Origin of the sequence: uncultured Pseudoflavonifractor sp. (genome assembly GCF_944387805.1) — a bacterium.
Lineage (GTDB): Bacteria > Bacillota > Clostridia > Oscillospirales > Oscillospiraceae > Pseudoflavonifractor.
In genome coordinates, this window is record NZ_CALXGI010000010.1 from 53,346 (window position 1) to 78,283 (window position 24,938).

Consider the following 24,938-nt stretch of genomic DNA (forward strand, 5'->3'; position numbering starts at 1 on the left):
ATAGCTTAGGATACCATATTTCCGCCCTGGACGCAAGCAACGAGCCCTACAAACCGGGGCCTGTCCCCGTTCAGTTTGCCGTCATCTCTCACAGGGCGGGGCGGGCAGCAAAAGAAAACGACAAAAATTAACCGAGAGTATGTCAAAGTGGAAAATACTGTGCTACAATGGTATATCAGGTATTTTTGAGCGGGGTGAAGAGACGAATGGCAACCTTCCAAGATATCATCCTCAGTGAAATACACACTGGAGACCGGGTTCAGCTCTGCTACGGCCAGCAGGGTTCTCAGACAGCCACAGGCACCGTGCTGCGCATCAATGAAGTGCTGATTCACCTGAAAAGCGAGAAGAGTGAACCCAGAATTCTGCTGAACCAGATTATCTCCTTTGACATACTGCCGCCTGAGGAGGAAGAGGGCAATAGCGGGGGAGAACAGAAGGCCGCACCGGTTGTCCAGACCGCACCTGCCGGACATGTGCTGGCGGATCTGCGGGCAGAGCTCAGGCAAAAAGAAAAACCGCTGGACGTGAGAACAGTGGCCAAGCTGCTGCGCCAGGCTCTGAAGGAGGCGCCCAAAAGCGTCCGGGAGACAGCCAGCGGCGTGCTGGACAGCCTGGAGAATGCGGTCACCAACCATACCCTCCGGGAGAAGCTCCACGACCTGAAGGCCCGGACCAACCGGATTGAGCAGAATGCGGAGACGGCATCGGCCAAAGCGCTGCTGGCGGCCCTGATGGGCGTGCTTGAGATGGGCGCGGAGGAGTATGAGACGGCGGCCCGCTGCTTTACCGAGGCGGAGTGGCCGGAACTGGCCGCAGAGTGCCTAATCCAGGCCAGGAAGCCGGAAGAGGCTCTGCCTCTCCTGGTGCAGGCGGCCCTCAGCGGCCGCTGCCTCCAGTATGAAGGCTGCCGCGTTCTGGGCGAGGGGTGTCGGAAGGCGCGAAATCTCTCGCCCATCATCCGGGGCAAGGAGCAGACGGAGGACGAAGAAACCCTCCACCGCCTGCTGCTGGCCGCCGCTGTCGCGGCGGAACGGGAAAATATAGAGCTGGAGGGGGACGCCTCCTCTACGCCGGGCGAGCAGCTGGACGCCCTGTTCTACGCCCTGCCCGCCTCCTGGAAGGAGCTAAGCCAGGAGGTGCGGGACCGGGAGGAGCAGCTGGCCCAGGCAGAGCTGGAGCGGCAGAAGGAAGAGGCAGAGCCTGCGGAAAAGCCGGTGCTGACCACCACCATCCAGAATTTCTTCCCGGAAAAACGGTTTGGCTTCCTGCGGGTTGAGCCTGACAACATCTTTTTCTACATTACCCAGGTGACCGACCAGGATCTGGCCCTGCGGCAGCTGCTGGCCAAGGGAAATTTCAACGGCCTGGAAGTGTCCTACGAGCGGGGCATCAATCACCTGGGGGCTCTGGCGGCCTCCAACATCTGCCTGACCGAGGCCGGCCGGCGGGAGGCGGCCAGGCGCCTGGGCCAGGTGGGGCGGGATCAGTTCCAGCGGGGTACCATTCTGTTCTACCAGAAGGAGAAAACCTGGGGCAAGGTGGTGGATCTCCAGGGCAACAAGTGGTCCTTCAAGGACAACGCCCTGGTGGACCCCTGGCTGGAGGAGTACTGTCATACGACTTTTTTCTTCAGTGAGCAGGATGTGCTCTTCCGTCTGGAGACGCTGAAAGACGGCAAGCAGGTCGTGGGGCAGATGATGCGGGAGCGGCCTTTTGACGAGACGGAGATCAGCTATCACCAGCTGAAGCCGTCGGCCGAGCGGCTGGAGCAGTGGGCGGCCTTTACTGCGGCCCTGAACGCGCCGCCCGAGCAGAATGAGCATGATCCCTATGAGGACTACCCCTATGAGCCGCTGGAGCCTGAAACGGAGCAGTCCGGCGAAAAAAAGGACAAGGAGCCGCTGAGCAAGCGCGTGCAGTCTGCGCCGGAGGAGAGGCAGAACGGGGACGGCGGGCAGCAGGCTGAGGAGCCCCGCCAGAGTGCTCCCGTCCCGGCGCCCAGACCGGAGCCCAAGGCGGAGTCCGAGCCGCTGCGGAAGGCCACGGCCTGGAAGATGGGTGATCCCTGTCCCAACTACGACCAGGCCCATCAGCTGCTGATCCGGGGCAGCCTGGAGAAGGCGCTGCACTACTACAAGCTGGCCCTGGAGCGGGAGGAGAAGCTGGAGTCCACCGTGGCGGACCTTATCGGCCTGTACAACCGACTGCCCGACAGGTGGCAGGACGCGGTGGACCTGTTCAATCACTACCGGGACTATCTCACCAAGGAGAAGGCCCTGAACCTGGAGATCCAGATCTACCAGAAGGGCAAGACCACCGAGGCCCTGGAGCACCTGTGCACAGTGCTGGAGCAGGCCATCCGGGCAGCCACCAGGGGCAGCCGAAAGTCCCACCACATGATCCAGAAGGCCCAGACCTATATCCGCCTGGGGCGGTACAGCGAGGCCCTGGAGACCTACCGCAGGTGGCGGGACCTGTACAGCCAGTACCGCAGCACGCCGGAGGGTGACCGCCTGGCCAAGGCCGAGCTGTCGGTGAAGAAGGGAGAGGCCACCTGCTACTACCACCAGGGCGAGTTTACAGAAGCTGAGCGCCTGGCCAAGGAGGTGCTGCGCCTCTATCCGGCCGACCCCATCGCCAACGGCATTCTGGACCACACGCTGGGTGTGGGCACCTACAACCAGGATGAATTCAACGATCTGAGCTATGACGAGGACGCCGACGAGGACCCCACCGACGGCCTGCTCAACGGCTATGTGCTCTCCCGCATCCGGAACCTGGATCTGGCTGCGGTGGTCAAGAGCCACATCTCCGACGGACGCTATGTGGGCACGCCCGCAGAGGCGGCGCAGGAGATCCGCCAGCAGTCCAGCGCCCGGGGCGGATCGGCCAAGACCCGCAGCGACAAGCTCTTTGCCGCAGCCCGAATTATTGACGAGATGCTGGACCGGTACGAGCCGGAGAACCGGCTGGGGCCTCTGTGGAAGAAGGAGCTCACCCTTCAGAACGAGAAACTCTGCGCCTCCAGAGCCATTGCCGCCTGGGGCGACTACATGGTGGACAACGCCAACCAACTGGACACCGCCCGCTTTGCTTATCTGTCCTGCCTGCCCAATCTGGGGCCCAAGAACCGCTGCTTCCGGGATTCGGTGAACTGTTTCCTCCGTTCCTACACCATGGGCCAGCGGGAGCTGTCTGCCTTTATCTCTCAGCAGGCCGCCGGAAGCGGACACGACACGCTGGAGTTCCGCTTCCTCTCTGAGCGGAGCCTGGCTGACGCCCTGTACCCCGAGTTCCTGGTGGGAGTACTGCGCCTGATGCGGGAGCTGAGGGGCCGCCGGCTGGACTTCAAGCAGGGACTGTATGACGCCAAGCACCTTCGGGAGGGCCTGCTGCGCCAGCTGGGCCGGGTCTTGGAGACGCCGGTAACCATGCGGGAGGACATGGCCGACTTCAGCAATCTTCTTGTCCGTGCGGGCGACCGGCTCCGCAAGCGGGAAGAGGAGCTGGAGCGGTATATGGAGGAGTGCGCCCGCCACGTGATGGGCAGCCTGGAGGAGGAACGCAGCTTCCACGAGCTTCAGTCTCCCGACTGGGCCAACTGGCTGGATGCCACCGACTACGCCCGGCTCCAGGAGTTCTGCGACATCCTGCGCCGGGAGTGCGACTACCACAAGGGCATGGACTTTGAGCACCGGGCTGAGTGCCTGAAGGACACCATTCAGCGTATCGACCAGCTCAACGCCGCTATCCGGGAGACGCCGACCCGCCTGTCCTTTGACGTGTATGTTCCTGCGCTGGAGGATATTCGGAGCCAGCTCACCGAGCAGCAGACCAACATGTATGAGATGCTGCCGCCCCAGCTCACCTGGGAGCTGTCCACGCCGCCCCACTATGACAGCAGCGGCGAGGTACGGGTGTACCTGACCGTGTCCAACCAGCGCAACCACCAGACAGCCGACACCATCGAGTACGAGGGGGAAGGCGAGGACATTGTCTCCTGCCGCCCTGAGGACGACCGGGGCAGCATCAACGGCCTGCGGGGGGACACCCACACCGAGGTCATCCTGCTGGTGCGCCTCACGGAGCAGGCCCGGCAGATGGGCAGCTTTACGCTCAATCTGCGGTACAGCTACCGCTATAACCGCACAGCCAAGGACTTCACCAAGAGCGAGCCCCAGGAGACGGAGCTGACCTGCGTGGTGCGGACCGAGCAGTTCCGCAAGCTGGCCAACCCCTATACAAAGAACATCGGCAGCCCCATGCACGATGTCAGCATGTTCTATGGCAGAAACGATGAGCTGGACCGGATCTGCGACAAGATCTGCCCCCCTGACGCGCCGCCCAGTTACAGCCACGGCATTGCCATCTACGGCCAGACCCGTACCGGAAAGAGCAGCCTGCTCTACCATCTCAAGCGCCGCCTGAGCCAGCCGGCCTACCGGGACCGGGTGGTGATCTGGGAGGTTCAGAACATGGGAGACATCCTGATGGACAGCGGCAACGCGGTGGTGGGGTTCTTCTATCATCTGCTGAACATCGCCCAGGAGGCCTTTGACAGCCGGCCTGAGCTGGCCGCCATCCTGGCTGAGCGGGAGGTGGAGAACCCGGCGGACAGGATTCTGGAGCGGCCGGAATACGCCTCCGTACTCTTTGCCAACTATATGCGCCAGCTGGACCGGATTTTCCGGGAGCGGGGCATGGTGGTTGTGGTGCTGCTGGATGAGTTCACTTATCTGCACACCAAGATCAAGGAAGGGGCCATCACCAGCGACTTTATGAAGTTCTGGAAAGGCTTCCTGCAGAACTACTGTGTGTTCGCCGTGGTGGCCGGACAGGACGACATGCCGGACTTCATCCGGGAGAACCAGAACGAGTTTGCGTGCATGGAGCTGATGCGCATCACCTATCTGGAGGAGGAGCCTGCCAAGCAGCTCATCCGTGAGCCCCTGATGCGGGAGAACAACCTTCCGGAAACCCCCTTCCGGGAGGGCGCGGTGGACACTCTGTACGATCTGACAGCGGGCAGCGCCTATCTGACCATTCTGCTGTGCGCCAACCTGGTGGACTACATGAACGTCAGCGGCGCGGCCATGGCAGGGGAGGCCATTGTAAAGAGCTTCCTGCGGACCCGGGCCTTTGGGAGGATGTCCTTCCTGGACGAGTCCATCTTTGAGCCCCAGCTCAACGAGCGGGGCCGGCCGGAGCTGCGGGAGATCAACGAGAAGATCCTGTTGGCTGTGGCCCGGATTTCCCGCACCACGGGACAGGCCAGCCTGCGGGAGATCTGCGCGGCTCTGCCTGGGGAGGACGATGTGCAGAACGCCCTGGATCGGCTGGTGCAGCGCAACGTGCTGGAGCAGGTGACCGGAGACGCCTACCGCATTGAGGTTAAGCTGCTGGAGCGCTGGCTGTTGGAGACAAGAGGGGAATAGAGATGAGAAAGACAAATCGGTTTTTGGCGGGCCCCCAGGTGTCCGGGGACTCCTTCTTCGGGCGCAGAAAAGAGCTGAACTGGCTGGGAGAGTGGATGTTCGGCGCCCTGCCCTGCTGCGGCCTGTCCATTGTGGGGCCCCACCGCATCGGAAAGAGCTCCCTGGTGGCCCAGGTACTGCGGGAGCACGCGGGCCAGGACAATGTGCTGGTTATCAGGATGAATATGGCCGAATACCCGGACGCGGCCTCTTTCTGGTATATTTTTGCGGAAGAACTGGAGAGCGGGCTGCGCGAGAAGGGCATATGGGACGACGGCCTGGAGCGGGCGCGGGAGAAGCTGGAGTGCGTGGCGGCAAAGGCCAGCAACTGGTATATTCGCATGCGCCAGCCTCTTATCAATATGCTCAGCAAGACTCGGGCCCAGGGCCTGCGGGTGCTCTGGGTGGTGGATGAATTCGACGCGGCCAGGTGGGTGCTGGATGAGAAGTGCTACTTCCAGTTTATCCGCACCCTGTCCTCTGAGACAGACCGGTACAATATGACCACCATACTGATCTCACGCAGCCCGGTGGCGGAGATTGAGCGCAGCGCCGACGGCATCTCCACGTTTCACGGCGTGTTTGCCACCTTCCCGCTGTACGGCTTTAACGACCAGGACATGGACGAGTTCTACGGCGCCATGACGGACTACGACATCTTCCCCGATGGGGAGATGAAACGGCGGCTGGAATATTACTGCGGCCGGATTCCCTACCTGCTCTCCATGTTTGCCCGGGAACTGGTGGAGGATCAGATGCAGCAGCGGAAGGTGGACGCCGACCGGGTGGAGGAGATTTTTGCCCGGCGGCTGCGCAGCGATATTGAGGACTTCTACGCGACCCTCCGCAACCGCTTCCAGGAGGACCATCAGCTGGAGGCCATGCTGGGCGCGCTGTTTGGCCCGATGACATTGGATGAGCAGCGGAATGTGAGCGTGCTGGAGCAGCGGGGCTATCTGAGCGAGGACGAGAATGGGTACTACTCCATGACCCGGGACTTCACCGTATATCTTGAACTGCAGCAGACCAATGTGCCTCTGTTTGAGACGCTGATTCGGGCGGAGCGGCGGCTCAAGGAGATGATACAGGCAGAGTTCCCCGCCATGGGTGACCTGCGCTATGAGCCCGGCAGGCCCAAGGAGGAGGAAGTACGCCGGTGGGCGGCGGCGCTGGGCCCCTACCAGAGCGCGGGCCTGCCCGGACACCTGGATTTTCTGGAAAAAACCTATAACAGCTGCCGTACCCTGGCCAACTGGCAGGAGAACCCCTCCTTCCTGGACGGCATTACCCTGGGCACCGTGGTCAGCATCATCACCACCAGCTGGGACAAGTGCTTTGCCAAGTATTTCCCGGAGGACGAGGGAAAGAAGTGGAGGGAGCGGCTGGAGGAATTCCACCAGATCCGCAATCCTGTCATGCACGCCAACGGACACCTGATTCCACGGGAGGTCCTCAAGCGGGTGGTAGAGAGCTGCCAGAGCATCTGCAGTCTGTAAATCAGAACAGAGGAAGGAGAGACCTGTCCACGCGGGCAGGTCTCTCCTCCTTTTTGTTATTCGCTTTTGATGGCCTCCAGAGCAGGGATCTGGACCGCTTTGTTGGCGGGGTAGTATCCGGAACCCAGGCCGATGAACACGGAGAAGACGATGGCAAACAGAAGAAGCCACGGCGGAATGACGGACACCCGGTTGACTGCCTCGCCTCCGATGATGGCGGGAAGCAGATTCTCTGCCGATGGCCCCAGGGAGACCAGATTGATGATCACCGAGACGATAAAGCTGACGGCGCAGCCGATGAGGCCGCCAATAAGGCCGATGGCTCCGGCCTCGGAGAGGAACATGACCCGGATATCTGTGACATAGCAGCCCAGGGACTTCATGATGCCGATTTCCCTCGTCCGCTCGGAGATGGACATAATCATGGTGTTGGTAATGCCCAGGGCCGCCACAAAGAGGGAGATGGCGCCCAGGCCGCCCAGCATCATCTGCTTCTGCTGGGCCTCCTTCTCCATGGGCTTGCGGATGCTCTCCATGGAGTCGGTAGAGTAGCCCATGGCCCGGATCTCCCTCTCCACCGGTTCCACCATGTCGATGCCGGACACCTTGACCATGACCGATTCGTAGGGGACGGATTTCTTTTTGTTCCCCTGGATCTTGTCCAGCAGCTTGCGCAGGTCGGCCATGCTGACGATAATTCCATCAGAGGTCTCGCCGCCCTTGGAGTAGTCCTCCTTGACCATGGCCGCCGGATTGACGGTAACGGAGAACTTGCTGCCCTGAGCTTCGATTTCCATGGTATAGGAGGCCTTCATGGCGTCAAAATAGGGGGGCGGCGCGTTGTCCGCACCGCTGCTGGGGTCCCAGCCGCTGCCCCAGAGATCCACCATGTTGCGGCCCTCGGGCCGGAGGGTGTCCCGAAAGCCGTAGGCCAGAAACTGCCCCACAATTACGTCGCCGCTCTTGGCGGGGGGATGCCCTGACAGAAGCTGGTAACCCATCTTCTCCAGCTCGTCCGTATCCAGCCCCACGACGGTGGTCCAGTCGGATACATAGCGCTTGCCGTTGCCGGTGACGAGGGTAATGGAGTCGGCCTCCAGCCGCAGCCTGGGGGTGACGGCCTCCACGCCGCGGAGAGACCGGATTCGCTTGAGCAGCGGGTCGTCCAGCTTGATCTTGCCCCGGCCGCCCCGGGGGGCGTTGACAGTAATAATGGTCAGATCTCCCATTTCGGAGAGCAGCCGCTCCTGGGCTTCCTTCATGCCGATGCCCAGGGACACCATAATGACAATGGAACAGCAGCCGATGAGCACGCCCAGCACCGTGAGAAAGGTACGGGATTTCCGGCGCATCAGATTCTGAAGGCACATGCGGAGGAGATCGTTGCGCTTCACAGCTTATCCCTCCCCGCCGGAGCTGCCGGAATGCTCATCGTTCCAGTCGCTCCAGTCCTCCTGGGCGGCGTCGGCGGCCTTCTTCTTCCGAATAATCAGCACTGCGGCCAGAACCAGCACCACTGCGCCGGCGCCGGTTGCCACCGGCACCACCGGGAAGCCGACATCCTCGGGAGGCAGGTCATCGGGGGAGTAGTCGTCGGCAGGGGGGACGTCAACAGCGCTGAGCGTGATGGGAAATTCCCGGGTCTGCACCTGCTGATCGCCGTTTTCATAGGAGATTTTCAGCACCAGCTTGATGTCGCCCTCCTGCTCGGGGGTGAGGGCGAAACCCACGTTGCCGCTGGTGCCTGCGGTGACGTTGCCCAGGTACTGGGTGCGGGCAGGGGTAGAGACTCCCTCGCCCTCCACAGTGGCCTCCAGATTGGCCAGGTCGTCCTTGCCCTTGTTGACGTAGGACAGCAGGATCTCCGTCTCCTCGCCAACATTGACCGACTCTGGCACAGTGGGGGCGTTGATGTGGAACCGGTCGGGCTGGTACACGGGCAGGGAGATTTTGATGTCCGCGCTGGCCTGGGACCGCTTCTCGCCGTCTACATACTCGTACTTGAAGCCCACACTGATATTTTGAGCGCCGCTCTTGCTGGTGGGCACAGTGCGCATAGGCACATCCTGGATCTGCCTGCCGCCGGCAGGAAGGCTGCTGTAATAGAAGGTGTTGGTGCTGCCGTCCATGGTGAAGCTCTCGCCGCCGTCCACAGTGACCACCACGTTCTCGATGCCCACCTTGCCGGTATTTTCAAAGGTAAAGCTGAGGGGGAACTTGCTTCCCGCCGCCACTGAGGCGCCCCCGTAGGAGAAGTCCCGGATGACGATGCTGGGCACCGATGTATCCGACTTGAGTGTGGCGTTGGCCGAGAGGCTGACCTTGTCGGAGGCCGTGGCCTGGGCCATGGTCTCGCCGTTGTCGTAGCTGTACTTCAGCTCGGTGGCGATGGACTGGGTGGTAGAGGAGATCTCTGCCGCCGCCTTTATCTTCAAGCTGATGGAGGCGCTCTTGCCCGGCTCAAGGTCGGGCAGGAGGAAGGTGGAGGTGTCGTTGAGCAGGATAAGGGAGTCGGAGGGGGTCACCGAGGCGGAGGGAGAGACCAGCTTGGCGGCGCCCGCGTTCTGGAAGGTGACGGTCAGCCCCAGGGTCTCTCCAGCGGAGATGGGCTTATTCACCGCCGAGCGGGTCACCAGCACCACCGGCTGGGGGACGCTCTCGCGCGCCTGGGCGGGGATGTTGACCTTGTCGGAGACCGTGGCCTGGGTCAGAGTGGTGCCGTTGTCGTAGCCGTACTTCATCTCAGTGGCAATGGACTGGCTGGTGGAGGAGACGGTCTTGGCCGCTTTGACCTTGAGGCTAATGGAGGCGCTCTTGCCCGGCTCAATATCGGACAGGAGGAAGGTAGACACGTCATTGAGGAGCATCAGGGACTCGGAAGGCGCCACCGTCACCACCGGAGCCACCAGCTTGGCGGCGCCCGCGTTCTGGAAGGTGACGGTCATCTCCCTGGTCTCGTCGGGGGCGATGGGGTTGTCCATAGGGGAGCGGGTGACAATGACCACCGGCTGGGGGACGCTCTCGCGCGCCTGGGCGGGGATGGTCACCTTGTCGGTGACGCTGCCCTGGACGGTGGCAATGTTGTTGTAGTAGTTGAACTTCAGCTCCACGCCCAGGGACTGACTGGCCGAGGGGATGACGGCGGCAGCCTTGATCTTCACCTTGAGCGTGACGGACTTCTTGCCGGGAATCTCATCCAGCACAAAGGAGGAGGAGCCGCTGGAGAGGAGCAGACCGTCGGAAGGGGTGAGGGTGACCACCGCGGATTTGAGACGAGTGGTGCCCAGGTTCTGGAAGGAAAGCTCAATCTCCTTCTCCTGCCCCGGCTGAAGGGGGGAGGCAATGTCGCTGCGGGAGATAAGGACCATGGGGGCCGGAGCGGCCTCTGGGGTGATATCGACGGGAGGCGCGGGGGTGGGAGCCTCATAGACCACCGCCTCGGTGATGGTGATCTCCATGGTCTGATAGGAGGCGGAATCTCCGGCCTTGCCGATCTGGAGACGGAGGATCTGCCCCACGCCTTTGTACTGGAGCCCGGTGAGCTGGATGGCGTAGATCAGGGGCTGGCCGGGGGAAGAGGTCTTGCTGACAGAGACGGTTCCGCCGGTAAAGCTGTCGTCCAGCTTGGTGATGTCCAGCCCGGCGGGATCACTGGAGCCGGTGCCGTCCCCAGTGTCCTTGACGGACACGGTGATGTTCACGGTGTTTCCTTTGGTAATGCTGCCCACGGTTCCGCCGGCTGCGTTTTTTACGGTGTAGCCGGTGATGTACAGGCTGCCGCCCTCGGCCCGGGCGGCCAGGGGGACAAGGGCCGTGACCAGGGCCAGCAGCATGAGAACGGAGAAGATACACTGAAAACGGTTATGATTCATAGTGCTTGCGCTCCTTGTTGTTGACTTGATTGCGGACGATTTCGCCGTCGATGAGGGTGACGATGCGGTCGGCGTAGGAGGCCATCTCCGGGTCGTGGGTGACCAGAATGATGGTCTGGTGGTAGTCCCGGGCAAAGGAACAAATCATGTTCATGATCTCCACTGTGGTCTTGGAGTCCAGGTTTCCGGTGGGTTCGTCGGCGAATACCACGTCGGGCCGGGCGATAAAGGCCCGGGCGATGCCCGCCCGCTGCTGCTGGCCGCCTGACATCTGCCGGGGAAAGTGGTCCAGCCGGTGGGACAGGCCCACCTGGCAGAGAATTTTCCGGGCCGCCTCCTCCCGCTGCCTCCGGGGTACACCCCGGAACATAAGGGGCATGGCCACGTTTTCTGTGGCGGTCAGATTAGGCAGCAGGTTGTAGGACTGGAACACAAAGCCCAGGTGCCGCTGGCGGAAGGAGGCCAGCTGGTTTTCGCTCAGCCGGGAGATGGGCACGCCGCCGATGGACACATTGCCCCGGGTGGGCTTCTCCATCCCGGCCAGCTGGTTGAGCAGAGTGCTCTTGCCTGAGCCGGAGGTGCCGAAGATGCAGCAGATCTCCCCCCGCATAACATTTAAATTGATGCGCTTGAGTGCCACAACCGTCTCGTCGCCAACGGGGTACTCCTTGCGGAGGTCCTTGACCTCGATGATGGGGCGGCTGCGCAGGTCAGATCCATTCATCGGTTCTGCCCCCTTTCTGACACAGAGCATACACCCCCAGTCTTTGTTTGCCGTTTGCGTCGATTTAAGATTCGTAAAGAAAAACGTAAGGAAAACACAAAAGACGTCCGCCGGACCAGTAGTGGTCCGGCGGACGTCTTTTGCTTCAGGGAGCAAGAGGGAGACGAAGGATGAACTCGGTGCTCCTGTCCGGGCTCGGGCGGGGTGAGAGGGTCACAGTGCCGCCGTGCTTCTCCACAATTCGCTTTGTGATGGACAGACCCAGGCCGCTGCCCGTGCCGGAGCGGGCGTCGCTGCCCACCACAAAGGGCTCAAAGATGGACTTGGCCCGGTCGGGAGGAATGCCGGAGCCGTTGTCCGCCACCCGGAGGACTGCGGCTCTGTTTTCCACCGACACGTCAAAAAAGAGAATGGTCCCCATCCGGTTGTGGCGCAGGGCGTTGGAGAGCAGATTGTCCACCACCCGGCGGAACTGGAGCTGGTCCAAGGCGCAGAACACCGGCTTCTCAGGGATGGACACCTCCAGGGAAAAGCCGGCCAGGTCAATCTCGTCATACTTGTCCGCCAAATATTCCCTCAGAAATTCGCACAGATCGGTGCGCTCAGTGTGGAGGACAAAAGCGGGGTGCTCCACCTTGCTGTACTCATGGAAGGCGTTGACCAGCTCGGTGAGGGCCTCCGCCTTGCCCTGGATGGCCCGCAGATAGCGATTGACCTCCTCGGGGGGGACCTTGCCGTCACAGATGGCGTCGATGTACCCGGCGATGACGGTAATGGGAGTTTTCAGGTCGTGGGAGATGTCGGCAATAAGCTTTTGGCGGCCCTGGTCCAGCCGTCTCCGCTCCGCTTCGCTTTTGGCCAGCCGGTCAGAGAAGCGGTCAAAGCTCTCACCGATGAGGCGGATCTCCCGGGGGCCGCCGCAGTCCCCTACCCGGACCACCCGGCCCTCTGACTGGGACACCACCGCCTCGTTGAGCCGCCGGAGGGGGCGGCCGATTTTCCGGCCCATCCACCAAATGAATACGCCGGCGCCTGTCAGATACAGCGGGATAAACAGCAGCCAGATCCGCCAGGAGTGGTTGTAGTGCTGGAAATAGACCTCGTCGGTAATATAGGTGTTGCGCAGCAGTACCGTCATGAGCTGGCCGGACGGGTTCGGATAGGTCTCCCGGGAAAGGTAGGCGTTGGAGAAGCGGGTGCCGGTTAGGTAGAGAAACTCCCGCCGGGTATAGCTGGTACGGTCATCTCCAAAGCCGCCGTATACCACCTGAAAATTGCTGTCCAGCACCATGGTCTCGGTCCGATCCGGCGTGCCGTCTGGGGCAAAGAGCTGGCGTATCAGCAGGCAGCGGGGTTCTTCGCCCTGAAAGGAGGAGAGATCGTAGACGCTGATCTCCTCAGATCCGCTCCACAGGGGGACAAAGCCCAGCTCCGAGGGGGTGCACTGGGCGTCAAATCCGCTGCCAGAGGCATATACCAGGGCGCCGCCGCTGTCATAGATGGCAAAGTCGTTGCCCGCCCGGCCCAGATAACGGCGCAGGGTCTCATAGTTCCCGGCGGCCAGGGCCGGGTCGGACAGCAGGGAATTCCAGTCTGCCGGCTGGTACAGGCTGTCCAGCCAGCTGTTCCACAGAGCAAACACCACGCCGGCCATGGCCAGCAGCGTCAGGGTGAAGAACAGGTAGTTGCGTACCAGCAGACCGAAGAGGCCTCCCCGCACTTTTTTATTTTTCAAGCTTATACCCCAGTCCTCTCACAGTAATAATGTAGCGGGGATTTCTGGGATCGTCCTCAATTTTCTCCCGCAGCTTGGAGATATGCACCATCATGGTGTTGTCGTCTCCCTCAAAGTAGTTGCCGATGGCCCCTTCGTAGAGCTGGATTTTGGTGAAAATGCGGCCGGGAGAGCGCATGAACAGGGCCAAAATTTTGTACTCCATGGGGGTGAGGGGGATGGGAACGCCGCTTTTGGTCAGCTGAAAGGCGGCGGTGTCCAGAGTCAGATCCCGCACGGTCAGCAGGTCGCCGCTGCTGCGGGCGGCCCGGCGGAGCTGGGCCTTCACCCGGGCCACAATCTCTACCGGGTTGAAGGGCTTGGCAATGTAGTCGTCCGCACCCAGGTTCAGGCCCAGAATTTTGTCGTTGTCCTGGCTTTTGGCAGAGAGAATGAGAATGGGGATCTCACTGTACTTGCGCAGGGCGCGGGTGAGCTCAAAGCCGTTCATCCCGGGCATCATGATGTCCAGAATGGCCATGTCGGGCGCATGCTCCCGGGCAAGAGCCAGGGCGGTGCTGCCGTCCTCCGCCTCCAGCACCCGAAAGCCGTCCCCCTCCAGATACAGCCGCAGCAGGGCGCGGATGTCCGCGTCGTCCTCGGCAATGAGAATCAGTGGATTCAAACAGAGGCCCTCCTTTGCAGAAACAATTTCTGAGGACATTCTATCAGTTCCCTCTGCCTGTGGGAAGCCCCAATGGTACGAAAGGCGAAAATCTTTGTAAATCTTAAGGTGGAGCAGAGAGAGAATACAGCTTTGTCCGCTATGCTGGACACACACGCGCGGGAGACAGCCCCGGAGTTCTGTCCGCGCTGGAGATAGATGCCCCGACCGGGGAAACCGGTCGGGGCCCGCTGATTTTTACCTGGGAAAGGGTGTAAACCATGTTTCAGATGCCCCATATTGCGGTGCTGGCCTGTACCGCGCTTCTTACTTTTCTGGCCTGCCGCCGGGCCGGACGCGCGCCGCAGAAGGCTGTGGAGCGCTGGCTCAGGATAGGGGCCGTGGCAGCGCTGCTCTTCGACCCGGCCTACTGGCTCTGGGAGGTGAGCCGCTTCGGACGCATGGACCCGGCCACCTCTCTGCCGCTGTACCTGTGCTCCCTGTTCTGGCTGCTGCTGCCTCCGGCGGTGTTTGCCCGGCGGAACTGGCTGGGACAGATGGCCGCCTCCGCCGTGTGCACCGTGGGCCTGCTGGGAGGCGTGTTCGGCCTGGTCTTCAATATCTACCTCAACCGCTATCCCTTCCTCAGCTTTGTGCCGGTGCGCAGTCTGCTCTACCATATGCTGATGGTGCTGGTGCCGGCGGTGATGTGGAGCAGCGGCTGGTACCGCCCCAGGCGGGAGGACCGGTACCGCTGCTTTGTGCCGGTGGCCGCGCTGGTGGGGGTGTGTCTGGTGCTCAACCGGCTGTTCGGCTGGGACTACTGCTATACTGCCGGCGGCGTGGGCACTCCGTTGGAAAAGCTCAGCGGGGTGCTGCCCGGGGGGCTGTTTCTGCTGGTGCTGTACGGGGGCCTGCTGGGGCTTATCCAGCTGCTGTTCTACCGGCGTATCCCAGAGAATGGTAACGAAGAGACAGACTGCGCAGAAGATGGTGAAAATACACAAAAGAGCTTTTGAGCACTCACTGAAAGTTGTGAAGTAATTCACGATTTACCGTAGTTTTTTCATAGAACACAGTAGATTTTTCTATCGTCTTTTGGCCCTCCAGCCTCTAAAATGAGAGACACAGAGGAGGCGCTGCCGCCTCCGATAAGGAAAGGAAACAACCCATCCAAATCAACAGGAGGAATCAAGATGAAGAAGAAACTGGCTCTGATTCTGGCGGCTGCTATGATGATCGGTCTGATTGCCGGATGCTCCAACAACACCCCAAGCGGCAGCGGGACCCCCTCCGGCGGCGGAGGCGCCGACGCCATGCGGGTAGATGTGTTCTACTATGACTTCTCCGATGTGTACATCTCCACCGTCCGCGCCGCCATGGACGAGCAGCTCAAGGCCATGGGCATCGAGCCCAACAACTGGGACGCCGCCGGCTCCCAGCCCACCCAGACCGACCAGGTCAACACCGCGATTACCGCCGGCTCCGACCTGCTGATTGTCAACATCGTGGAGACTGCAACCTCCTCTCCCGCACAGGACATCGTGAATGCCGCCAAGAGCGCCGGCATCCCCGTCATCTTCTTTAATCGGGAGGTGGCCGACAACGATGTTATCAACAGCTATGAGAAGTGCGCCTTCGTGGGCACCAACGCCCCCGACGCCGGCCACATGCAGGGCGAGATGATCGGCAACTACCTGCTGGACAACTACGACGCCGTGGATCTCAACGGAGACGGCGTGATTTCCTACGTCATGTTCAAGGGCCAGGAGGGCAACGCCGAGGCCGAGGCCCGCACCCAGTTCGCCGTGGAGGACGCCGACAAGCTCCTGACCGAGGCCGGCAAGCCCGCCCTGTCCTATTATGACGCCTCCGCCTCCACCAAGTATCTGGTTGACACCGAGGGCAAGTGGTCCGCCAAGGCCGCCAACGACTACATGGTCGCCCTGCTGGGCTCCTACAACGAGGACAACAACAACATGGTTGAGCTGATTATCTGCAACAACGACGGCATGGCCGAGGGCGCCATCTCCGCCCTCCAGAACGTGGGCTACAACAAGGGCGTCGACGAGAACGGCGAGCCTCTGTCCACCAACATCCCCGTCTTCGGCGTGGACGCCACCGACTCCGCCAAGGCCCTCATCAAGGCCGGCAGCATGGTCGGCTCCATCAAGCAGGACGCCGTGGGTATGGCTACCACCATTAACGCTCTGGTGAAGAACGTGAAGGACGGCGCTGAGCTGATGGCCAACACCGACCAGTTCACCGTGGACAGCGACGTGGCCAAGATCCGCGTACCCTACGCCATGTACGACGCCACCAGCGAGGGCTAACATCAGCGCCAAGCTGAACAGCGGCATCAGCCCCTATTGAGAAGCAGACGGCCGAGCGGGGCTGCCATTGAGGCAGCCCCGCTTGCGGCCTGGCGCGGAATCAACGCTTGAGCCCCGGACCCATGGGGACCGGGAATGAAGCGATGATTCCACGCGGTGAGAGGAGGAAGAATATGGAGCAGCCGGCACTGCTGGAGATGCGCGGCATCTGCAAGGAGTTCCCGGGCGTCAAGGCCCTGGACAATGTGGACCTGACGGTCCGCCCCGGCACCGTCCACGCCCTCATGGGCGAGAACGGCGCGGGCAAATCCACCCTGATGAAGTGCCTGTTCGGCATTTACCGCCGGGACAGCGGCACCATCATCCTGGACGGCAAGGAAGTGGACTTCAAAAGCGCCAAGGACGCCCTGGAAAACGGCGTGGCCATGGTCCACCAGGAGCTGAACCAGGCCCTGACACGCAGCGTACAGGACAACCTCTGGCTGGGCCGTTACCCCAAGAAGATGGGCATCATGGTCAGCGAGAGCGAGATGAAGAAGCGCACCAGGGAGATCTTCGAGACCCTGGGGGTAAACGTCAATCCCAGGGCCATTATGTCCACCCTGCCCGTCTCCCAGCGGCAGATGGTGGAGATCGCCAAGGCCGTGTCCTACGATTCCAAGATCATCGTCTTTGACGAGCCCACCTCCTCCCTGACGGAGACCGAGGTGGAGCACCTGTTCCGCATCATAAACATGCTGCGGGACAAGGGCTGCGGCATCATTTACATCAGTCACAAGATGGAGGAGATCCTCCGCATCAGCGACGATGTGACCATCATGCGGGACGGCCAGTGGGTGGCCACCCGTCCGGCCAGGGAGCTGACCATGGACGAGATCATCCGCCTGATGGTGGGCCGGGAGCTGACCAACCGCTTCCCGCCCAAGACCAATCACCCCGGCGAGGTTATCCTGGACGTGCAGCACATCTCGGGCAAATACACCCGCCTGAGGGACGCCACCTTCCAGCTGCGGAAGGGAGAGATTCTGGGCATCGCCGGCCTGGACGGCTCGGGCCGCACCGAGGTGCTGGAGAACCTGTTCGGCGCTATGACCCGGGGAGGGGGAACCATCACCCTCCATGGCAGGCCCATCCGAAACAAGAACCCCAAGGAGGCCATCAAGAACGGCTTTGCCCTCCTCACCGAGGAGCGCCGGGCCACCGGCATCTTCGGCATCCGCGACATCAAGGAGAACACTGTGGTGTCCAGCCTAAAGGACTATCTTCTGGGCGGCTTCTGCCTCAGCGACAAGAAAATGCGGGACAAGACCGACTGGGCCATCCAGGCCATGCACATCAAAACTCCCACTCAGCGCACCCAGATCCGCTCCCTGTCCGGCGGCAACCAGCAGAAGGTTATCATCGGCCGCTGGCTGCTCACCAAGCCGGAGGTGCTGCTGCTGGACGAGCCCACCCGCGGCATCGACGTAGGCGCCAAGTACGAGATCTACCAGCTCATCATCGATCTGGCCAACGAGGGCAAGGGAGTCATCATGGTCTCCTCTGAGATGCCCGAGCTGCTGGGCGTGTGCGACCGGATAATGGTCATGTCCGGCGGCCAGGTGGCCGGAGAGGTGGATGCCCGCAATACCAGCCAGGAAGAGATCCTCACCCTGGCGGCCAAGTATGTGTAAAGAGGAGGAGACTGTCTTATGAGTACTGAGTCCAAGGAGCTGGCGAAAAAGGCGCAGGGCTTTTCCGCCAGGCGGGTGGGGAACGCCCTGCTGAACAACGCCCTGATCATCATCATGCTGCTGGTGGCCGTATATGTAGCCGTCACCCAGCCGTCCTTTCTCACGCCCCGCTCGCTAATCAATCTGCTGTCCCTGACCGCCGCCTACCTGCCTGTGGCACTGGGCATTGCCGGCTGTATCGTCCTCACCGGCACTGACCTGAGCGCCGGCCGGGCAGTAGGCATCACTGCCTGCGTGTCCGCCTCCCTGCTTCAGACTGCCGGCGCGGCCAATAAGATGTGGCCCAATCTCGGCACCCTGCCCATCCCCGTAGTCATCCTCATCGCCGTGGGCCTGGGCGCCCTCATCGGCGCCTTCAACGGCTTCTTCGTGGCCAAGTTTAAGCTCCACCCCTTCATTGTCACCCTGGCCACCCAGCTCATCCTGTACACCATTCTGCTCCTCTATGTCCAGATGGGCAATAACAACGGCATGGCCATTTCCTCCCTGGACCAGGGCTACCGCAACTTTGTGGTGGGTGATCCGCCGCTGCTGAGCTTCAACGGCGGAGAAATCCAGATTCCAAACTATGTCATCTATGCGGTGCTCCTGTCGGCGCTGATGTGGTTTATCTGGAACAAGACCACCTTCGGCAAGAATATGTTTGCCCTGGGCGCCAATGAGGAAGCCGCCCGGGTGTCCGGCGTCAACGTGTTCATGACCACCATTCTGGTATTCGCCCTGGCCGGCGCCATGTACGGCTGGGCCGGCTTTGTGGAGTCTGCCCGCGTGGCCTCCAACACCGCCAACACCGGCGTCAACTATGAGCTGGACGCCATCGCTGCCTGCGTTATCGGCGGCGTGTCCTTCGTGGGCGGCATCGGAAAAATCAGCGGCGTCATTATCGGCGTCATCATGCTCCGCCTCATCTTTGTGGCCCTGCCTCTGGTGGGTATGGACCAGAATTTGCAGTACGCCATCAAGGGCGGCATCATCCTCTTTGCCTGCGCACTGGATATGCGGAAATATCTGGTCAAGAAATAAGAGGAAACCATTCCAGGACCTGTTTGCCGCGGCGTCCGCCCGTCAAAAGACGGACGGACGCCAAATTTCTTTTGGGTATATTCACCGGAGAAAACTTGTGTTATGATATTGTGTGCTGAACATAATGACCAAAAATGCGCGGAGAGCGGTCCGCGAAAAAGGAGGAACTGCCATGGAGCCCTACCGGGTGCTGCTGGCTGACGACGAGGAGGAGATCCGCGCCGGAATCAGCCGCAAAATCGACTGGTCCGGCCTGGGTTTTGCCCTGGTGGGGGAGGCCGAGAATGGCGCGGAGGCCCTGGAGCTATCCGAGCAATTGCGGCCTGACATAGTCCTGACCGACATTAAGATGCCCTTTATGGACGGCCTGGAGCTGTGCCGCAGGCTGCGCCAGTCCCTGCCTGCGGCCAAGCTGGTGGTGTTCTCCGGGTTTGACGACTTTGAGTACGCCCGGCAGGCGGTGGGCATGGGGGTGTCGGAGTACATTATGAAGCCCGTCAACGCCCCTGAGATGGGAGAGGTGCTCACCCGCCTGCGGGAGCAGCTGGACAAGCAGCGCATGGAGCGCAGGGACATGGAGACCCTACGCCGCCGGTACGAGGAGAGCCTGCCTGTGCTCCGGGAGCTGTTCTACACCCGCCTGCTGGACGGCAGGGTGCGGTCTGACCAGGTGGCTGACCGGGCGGCCCGGTACGAGCTGGACATGCCGGAGGGGACCTGGGCTGCGGCCCTGGCCCGGGTGGGCGGTGCGGGGGAGAGCGAGGCGCAGCGGGACGAACTGCTGCTGCTCTCTGCCAGGGCCTTTCTGGACGAGCACTTCCAGCTGGCCGGCGCCTGTGCCCGCAGCCTGCTCTACAACGATGCGGTGGCCCTGCTGGTCCGGCTGGAGAGACCGGAGCAGGTGTACGCCCTGACGGTGGAGATGGAGCGGCTGTGCGCTCTGGCCCGCAGCATTCTGGGTATGTCCCTCACTGTGGGCATCGGTCAGCCCTGCGCCGGGCCGGGGGAGCTGAGCCGGTCGGCGGACGGCGCCCGCTCCGCCCTGGACTACCAGGTGCTGGTGGGGGAGGACAGGGCCATATACATCGGCGATCTGGAGCCGGACCGGTCCGTCCGGCTGTCCTTTGATGAGGAGGACCAGCGGGCTCTGGAGAGCGCGGTGAAACTGGGCAGCAGGGAGCAGGTGGAGGCGCTGGTGGAGCAGCTGACCCACCGGGTTGGGGAGACCCGGCTCACACTCCCCCAGTGTCACATCTTTTTCCTTGAAATCGTCACAGCCATGGTCCGCCTGGCCCGCTCAGGCGGCGCGGAGGTGGAGGAGCAGTTTGGCCGCGGCTTTACCGGCATGGTCTCCTTCGCTGACTTCCACTCCCTTGAGGAGCTGGGCCGGTGGCTGTGCACCCGCTGCCTGAAGCTGCATGAGCTGCTGGGCCGCCAGCGGACCAACTCGGCCTGGAAGACAGTGGAACAGGCCAAATCCTTTATCGCCGGGCACTATGCCGACTGCGGCCTGAGCGTGGAGAGCCTGTGCGCCCACCTTCACCTGTCGGCCACCTATTTCTCTACGCTTTTTAAGCGGGAGACCGGCAAGAGCTTCACCGCCTATGTCACCGAGCTGCGGATGGAGCAGGCGGCCCGGATGCTCCGGGACACCGGCGAAAAGACCTATCTCATTGCGGAAAAGACGGGGTATACGGACCCCAACTACTTCAGCTATGTCTTTAAGCGCCATTTCGGCGTCACGCCCTCCAAGTACCGGGCGGGCCAGCGTACCTGAGCGGGCGGAAAGGAGGCGTTATGGGGAATTTCTTTCACCGCTTTGCCGGGCGGCTGGCGGGTCAGTACCGGAAGATGAGCATCCAGATGGTTATTGCGCTCTCCTTCACCACTGTGGCTGTGGTGGGAGTGGTGTTCATGGGGCTGAGCATGGTGCTGCGATTTTCCAATGCCGCCTCGGCGCTGGTGGAGGACAACACCCAGCGGGTGCTCCACCAGGTCAACCTGAATCTGGACAGCTACCTGCGGCGGATGATGCGCATTTCCGACACCATGTACTACCGGGTCATCAAGTCCACAGACCTGGCCGGCGGCACCCTGTCCGACGGAATGGACCTGCTCTACGAGGAGAACCGGGACGCCCTGGTGTCCATCGCCGTCTTTGACGGCGGCGGGGCTCTGGTATCCGCCGCGCCGCTGTCTGCGCTGAAGCGCTCTGCCCTCCCCCAGGAGAGCGGCTGGTTCCGGTCGGCCATGGACAAGATGGAGAACCTCCATTTCTCCGCACCCCATGTCCAGAGGCTTTTTGAGGACCCGGACTACCGGTACCGGTGGGTGGTGTCCCTGAGCCGGTACGTCCAGCTCACCCGGGGCGGCGCCACGGAGAGCGGCGTGCTGCTGGTGGACATGAACTTTGCGGGCATTGAACAGGTGTGCCGGGACGTAGAGCTGTCAAACGGCGGATATCTCTACCTCATTGCCGGGGATGGAGAGCTTATCTACCACCCCCGGCAGCAGCTCATCTATGCCGGGCTCCAGCAGGAGAACAACCAGGCGGCCGCCTCCTACCGGGACGGCACCCGCTGGGAAACCTTTGAGGGCGGCCGCAGGCAGGTTACTGTCAAGACTGTGGGCTACACCGGCTGGAAGCTGGTGGGTGTGGTGCCTGCCGACAATCTGGCGGACAGCTCCCAGCAGCCGCTGCTATTCGGCGTGTTCCTGCTGCTCTTCTCCGCCTTCCTGCTGGCATTCCTCAACTTCCGCATTTCCGCCTACATCTCCGACCCCATCCGGCGGCTGGAGCAGTCCATCAAGGAGCTGGAGGCGGGAAAGGAGAACGTGGAGATTGAGGAAGCGGCGGGCTGCTACGAGGTGCGGCGGCTGAGCCATTCCATCCGATCCATGGTGTCCACCATGCGCCACCTGATGGATGATATCATCGAGCAGGAGCGGCAGAAGCGCCGCAGTGAGCTGGAGGTGCTCCAGGCCCAGATCAATCCCCACTTCCTCTACAACACCCTGGATTCCGTCATCTGGATGACTGAGGCGGGCCGGTATGACGAGGCCATTCAGATGGTCACCTCTCTGGCGCGGTTCTTCCGCATTGCCCTGAGCCGGGGCAAGAGTGTGATTCCGCTGAAGGACGAGCTGGAGCACGCCCTCCACTACATGACCATCCAGGAGATTCGATTTAAAAAGAAATTTTCCACCCGCATTACCGCCCATCCGGGCACTGAGGGGCTGTACACCCTGAAGCTCATTGTCCAGCCCATTCTGGAGAACGCTGTCTACCACGGCATGGCGGCGGCTGAGGATGACGGACGCATCACCGTGGACGCCCGGCGGGAGGGAGACGATCTGATTATCGACGTGGAGGACAACGGTATGGGCATGCGGCCCGAGGTAGCGGCCTCTCTGCTGGATGAGGACCGGCCGGAGATGCGCACCACCGGCTCGGGGATCGGCGTGCGCAACGTCCACCGCCGCATCCGGCTCGCCTTTGGAGCGGGATATGGACTGACCATTTTCAGCGAGCCGGACGAGGGCACCCGGGTACGCCTGCGCCTTCCGGCCCTGGACGAGGAGGCGGCGGCAGAGCGGAGGAGGGAGGATGGACCATGAGGAAACGGCGCAACGATTTCATTCAGCTCTCCATTCTGGTGGTGCTGGGAACAGCGGTTGTCCTGTCCCTGGTGCTGCCCCAGCTGCCGGGCAGAAGCCGGGAGGTGCAGCTGCTGGAGGTGTCGGTCATTTTCCGGGAGACGGACGCCGCACTTTGGTCCAACACCCGGCTGGGCATGGAGCAGGCTGCGGGGGATCTGGGCGCCGAGCTGCGGTTTCTCACCCTGACCCGGGCGGGGGACGGCGGCGAGCAGGCGGAAATCCTTCGCCGGGAGGCTGCGGGGGGCGCCAATGCCCTGGTGGTGGTACCCGCCGACCCCTGGGAGCTGAGCTCCCGGCTGGGCGAGACGGCGGGCGGCTGCCCGGTGGTGAGCATTGAGTCCCCTATGGAGGGAACTGGGCTGACAGTGGCCCCGGACAACGAGGCCCTGGGGCGGAAGCTGGCCGAGACGGTGCTGGAGGAATGGACCGGCGGCATGGTGCTGCTGCTGGATACCGCCGGCGAGAGCACCGGTGTGGCCGCCCGGCTGGACGGGGCGGAGGCGGTGCTGACGGCGGCAGGCGTTCCCGTCCTCCGCCAGACTGCGGCGCCAGGGCGGCTGGCCGCCGGGCTGCGCGTGCTGGCCAGTGTGCGGGCGGCGGCGGCCATTATGGCCTTTGAACCCTACGCCACAGAACAGGCCATCCGGGCTGTGGAGGACGGAGGACTGCACCAGCTGGTCTACGGCGTTGGGGCCGGTACGTATGTGGTGGGAGCCCTGGAACGGGGGAGCGCCGCTGCTGTGGCTGCCTGGAGCGACTACGCCGCAGGCTACCTGGCCGCCGAGGGGGCCATCCGGCTGGCCCGCAGGGAGGAGTACACCGCAGAGCCGCTGCCGTTTACCATTGTGCGAGGGGAGGATATCTATGATCCGGACAACCAGAAGCTGCTCTTCCCGGTTACGTCCTAGCCGCCTGGCAGGGCTGGCCTTGGGCGCCGCATTGCTGCTCACCCTGGCGGCGGGCTGCCGGAGCGACAGCGGCAGCGGGGACAGCACCATTCGGGTGGGGGTGGCGCTGTACACCCAGGACGACACCTTTATCTCCGCCGTGGCACAGGAGCTGGAGCGGCTGGCCCGGGAGGCGGAGGGCGGAGCTGGAGACCTGAAAATCAATCTGTCCGTGGCCGACGGGCGGAGCAACCAGACCACCCAGATGGACCAGATAGACCAGTTTATCAGCCGGGGCTGCGACGTACTGTGCATCAATATTGTGGACCGAACCGCCGCCGCCGTCCTCATTGACAAGGCGGAAGAGGCGGGGGTGCCGGTTATTTTCTTCAACCGGCAGCCCGTGGCAGAGGATATCCGGCGCTGGGAGCAGATCTACTATGTCGGCGCCCGGGCGGAGGAGGGCGGCGCCCTCCAGGGGCAGCTGGTGTTGGAGGCGTGGCGGTCCGGCCGGGAACGCTGGGACCGAAATGGGGACGGCGTGGTCCAGTATGCCATGCTGGAGGGGGAGCCCGGCCACCAGGACGCCCTGCTGCGCACGGAGTATTCGGTCAAAGCGCTCACCGACGCAGGACTGGCGGTGGAAAAACTGGCCAGCGACACAGCCAACTGGAACCGGGGCCAGGCCGAGGCCAAGATGAAGCAGTGGCTGGAGGAGTTCGGCGAGGAGATTGAGGTGGTGTTCTCCAACAACGACGACATGGCTCTGGGGGCCATTGACGCCATCCGGGAGGCAGGGCTGGCGCTGCCGCTGGTAGTAGGGGTGGACGCCACCGCTCCGGCCCTGGAGGCAGTGGCCGCCGGGACCTTGCAGGGCACTGTCCTCAACGACGCACAGGGCATCGCCGGAGCTATGCTGGAACTGGCGCTGGCCCTGAGCAGCGGAAGAGACCCGGCGGAGGTGGTTGCGCTGGAGGACGGGCACTACGTCTGGCTCCCCTACCGCCAGATTACCCGGGAAACGCTGGAGCCGTCCGAATCACTGCCGCTGCCGTCCCGTACCAAAAACTGAACGCAGAAAAGCCCGGGTCCGCAAATCAATCTTCGCGGACCCGGGCTTTGGATTGCTTAAAGAACCACTGGGTCTGCCAGTGGATAAAGAGCTTATAGCTATGGACAAAAAAAGGACTCCCCGATAGATTAAGTTAAGGTCTGCCAACCTAACCTAAAATATCGAGGAGGTCTTCGTATGAAAGACATAAACAGTTTAGAGCATACGAAAGTACAGTTTACAAGGGACTACACAGGGTAGGTATCTGACGGGAGGGGTGCCGCCAGTCAGATTTTCCATGTGA

15 protein-coding genes are annotated in these 24,938 nt (G+C 62.2%); 10 read left to right on the forward strand and 5 right to left on the reverse strand.

Annotated features, from left to right (window positions below; all coding sequences use genetic code 11):
* Nucleotides 1-206: 206 nt before the first annotated feature.
* Nucleotides 207-5,438, forward strand: coding sequence for a hypothetical protein (locus Q0K06_RS04660; RefSeq protein ID WP_294549164.1), 5,232 nt, complete (start codon nucleotides 207-209; stop codon nucleotides 5,436-5,438).
* Nucleotides 5,439-5,440: 2 nt separating this feature from the next.
* Complete coding sequence (locus Q0K06_RS04665) at nucleotides 5,441-6,973, forward strand: ATP-binding protein (RefSeq protein WP_294549166.1); 1,533 nt, start codon at nucleotides 5,441-5,443, stop codon at nucleotides 6,971-6,973.
* A gap of 56 nt (nucleotides 6,974-7,029) precedes the next feature.
* On the opposite strand, the gene Q0K06_RS04670 is transcribed toward Q0K06_RS04665, so the two are convergent.
* The 5 genes from Q0K06_RS04670 to Q0K06_RS04690 form a co-directional block, all read right to left on the reverse strand.
* Nucleotides 7,030-8,367, reverse strand: a complete 1,338-nt coding sequence (locus Q0K06_RS04670; protein WP_294549169.1) for an ABC transporter permease — start codon at nucleotides 8,365-8,367, stop codon at nucleotides 7,030-7,032.
* Nucleotides 8,368-8,370: 3 nt separating this feature from the next.
* Nucleotides 8,371-10,845, reverse strand: a complete 2,475-nt coding sequence (locus Q0K06_RS04675; protein WP_294549172.1) for a hypothetical protein — start codon at nucleotides 10,843-10,845, stop codon at nucleotides 8,371-8,373.
* Nucleotides 10,835-11,569: an ABC transporter ATP-binding protein gene (locus Q0K06_RS04680; protein WP_294549175.1), complete on the reverse strand. Its 735-nt coding sequence runs from the start codon at nucleotides 11,567-11,569 to the stop codon at nucleotides 10,835-10,837. Before Q0K06_RS04680 ends, Q0K06_RS04675 begins: the two co-directional genes overlap by 11 nt.
* Before the next feature lie 145 nt (nucleotides 11,570-11,714).
* A complete protein-coding gene (locus Q0K06_RS04685) occupies nucleotides 11,715-13,304 on the reverse strand; it encodes a HAMP domain-containing sensor histidine kinase (RefSeq protein WP_294549178.1) in 1,590 nt (529 codons plus the stop codon).
* A complete protein-coding gene (locus tag Q0K06_RS04690) occupies nucleotides 13,294-13,968 on the reverse strand; it encodes a response regulator transcription factor (protein ID WP_294549181.1) in 675 nt (224 codons plus the stop codon). The genes Q0K06_RS04685 and Q0K06_RS04690 overlap by 11 nt, the downstream gene beginning before the upstream one ends.
* A 260-nt stretch (nucleotides 13,969-14,228) precedes the next feature.
* Between Q0K06_RS04690 and Q0K06_RS04695 the strand changes: the two genes are divergently transcribed.
* The 8 genes from Q0K06_RS04695 to Q0K06_RS04730 all read left to right on the forward strand — a co-directional run bounded on the left by Q0K06_RS04695 (nucleotide 14,229) and on the right by Q0K06_RS04730 (nucleotide 24,655).
* Nucleotides 14,229-14,966, forward strand: coding sequence for a YwaF family protein (locus Q0K06_RS04695; RefSeq protein WP_294549184.1), 738 nt, complete (start codon nucleotides 14,229-14,231; stop codon nucleotides 14,964-14,966).
* A gap of 177 nt (nucleotides 14,967-15,143) precedes the next feature.
* The gene (locus Q0K06_RS04700) at nucleotides 15,144-16,280 is read left to right on the forward strand and encodes a galactose ABC transporter substrate-binding protein (protein WP_294549187.1); all 1,137 of its coding nucleotides are present in this window, start codon (nucleotides 15,144-15,146) and stop codon (nucleotides 16,278-16,280) included.
* Nucleotides 16,281-16,453: 173 nt separating this feature from the next.
* Entirely contained in the window at nucleotides 16,454-17,953 is a 1,500-nt protein-coding gene (locus Q0K06_RS04705; protein ID WP_294549189.1) for an ATP-binding cassette domain-containing protein, read from the forward strand.
* Nucleotides 17,954-17,971: 18 nt separating this feature from the next.
* Nucleotides 17,972-19,036: a beta-methylgalactoside transporter gene (locus Q0K06_RS04710; RefSeq protein ID WP_294549191.1), complete on the forward strand. Its 1,065-nt coding sequence runs from the start codon at nucleotides 17,972-17,974 to the stop codon at nucleotides 19,034-19,036.
* Nucleotides 19,037-19,208: 172 nt separating this feature from the next.
* Nucleotides 19,209-20,813, forward strand: a complete 1,605-nt coding sequence (locus Q0K06_RS04715) for a helix-turn-helix domain-containing protein (RefSeq protein ID WP_294549193.1) — start codon at nucleotides 19,209-19,211, stop codon at nucleotides 20,811-20,813.
* A gap of 20 nt (nucleotides 20,814-20,833) precedes the next feature.
* On the forward strand, nucleotides 20,834-22,654 hold the full coding sequence (locus Q0K06_RS04720) for a sensor histidine kinase (protein ID WP_294549197.1): 1,821 nt from the start codon (nucleotides 20,834-20,836) through the stop codon (nucleotides 22,652-22,654).
* Entirely contained in the window at nucleotides 22,651-23,604 is a 954-nt protein-coding gene (locus Q0K06_RS04725; RefSeq protein ID WP_294549200.1) for a substrate-binding domain-containing protein, read from the forward strand. Before Q0K06_RS04720 ends, Q0K06_RS04725 begins: the two co-directional genes overlap by 4 nt.
* 19 nt (nucleotides 23,605-23,623) lie before the next feature.
* Nucleotides 23,624-24,655 (forward strand): galactose ABC transporter substrate-binding protein, encoded by a 1,032-nt coding sequence (locus tag Q0K06_RS04730; RefSeq protein WP_294549203.1) that lies wholly within the window; start codon nucleotides 23,624-23,626, stop codon nucleotides 24,653-24,655.
* Nucleotides 24,656-24,938 lie beyond the last annotated feature (283 nt).

Bases quoted from the DNA above. Each gene is read 5' to 3' on its own strand.
- Q0K06_RS04660 (WP_294549164.1), top strand. From the start codon at position 207: ATGGCAACCTTCCAAGATATCATCCTCAGTGAAATACACACTGGAGAC.
- Q0K06_RS04665 (WP_294549166.1), top strand. From the start codon at position 5,441: ATGAGAAAGACAAATCGGTTTTTGGCGGGCCCCCAGGTGTCCGGGGAC.
- Q0K06_RS04675 (WP_294549172.1), bottom strand. From the start codon at position 10,845: ATGAATCATAACCGTTTTCAGTGTATCTTCTCCGTTCTCATGCTGCTG.
- Q0K06_RS04680 (WP_294549175.1), bottom strand. From the start codon at position 11,569: ATGAATGGATCTGACCTGCGCAGCCGCCCCATCATCGAGGTCAAGGAC.
- Q0K06_RS04695 (WP_294549184.1), top strand. From the start codon at position 14,229: ATGTTTCAGATGCCCCATATTGCGGTGCTGGCCTGTACCGCGCTTCTT.
- Q0K06_RS04700 (WP_294549187.1), top strand. From the start codon at position 15,144: ATGAAGAAGAAACTGGCTCTGATTCTGGCGGCTGCTATGATGATCGGT.
- Q0K06_RS04705 (WP_294549189.1), top strand. From the start codon at position 16,454: ATGGAGCAGCCGGCACTGCTGGAGATGCGCGGCATCTGCAAGGAGTTC.
- Q0K06_RS04710 (WP_294549191.1), top strand. From the start codon at position 17,972: ATGAGTACTGAGTCCAAGGAGCTGGCGAAAAAGGCGCAGGGCTTTTCC.
- Q0K06_RS04715 (WP_294549193.1), top strand. From the start codon at position 19,209: ATGGAGCCCTACCGGGTGCTGCTGGCTGACGACGAGGAGGAGATCCGC.
- Q0K06_RS04720 (WP_294549197.1), top strand. From the start codon at position 20,834: ATGGGGAATTTCTTTCACCGCTTTGCCGGGCGGCTGGCGGGTCAGTAC.
- Q0K06_RS04725 (WP_294549200.1), top strand. From the start codon at position 22,651: ATGAGGAAACGGCGCAACGATTTCATTCAGCTCTCCATTCTGGTGGTG.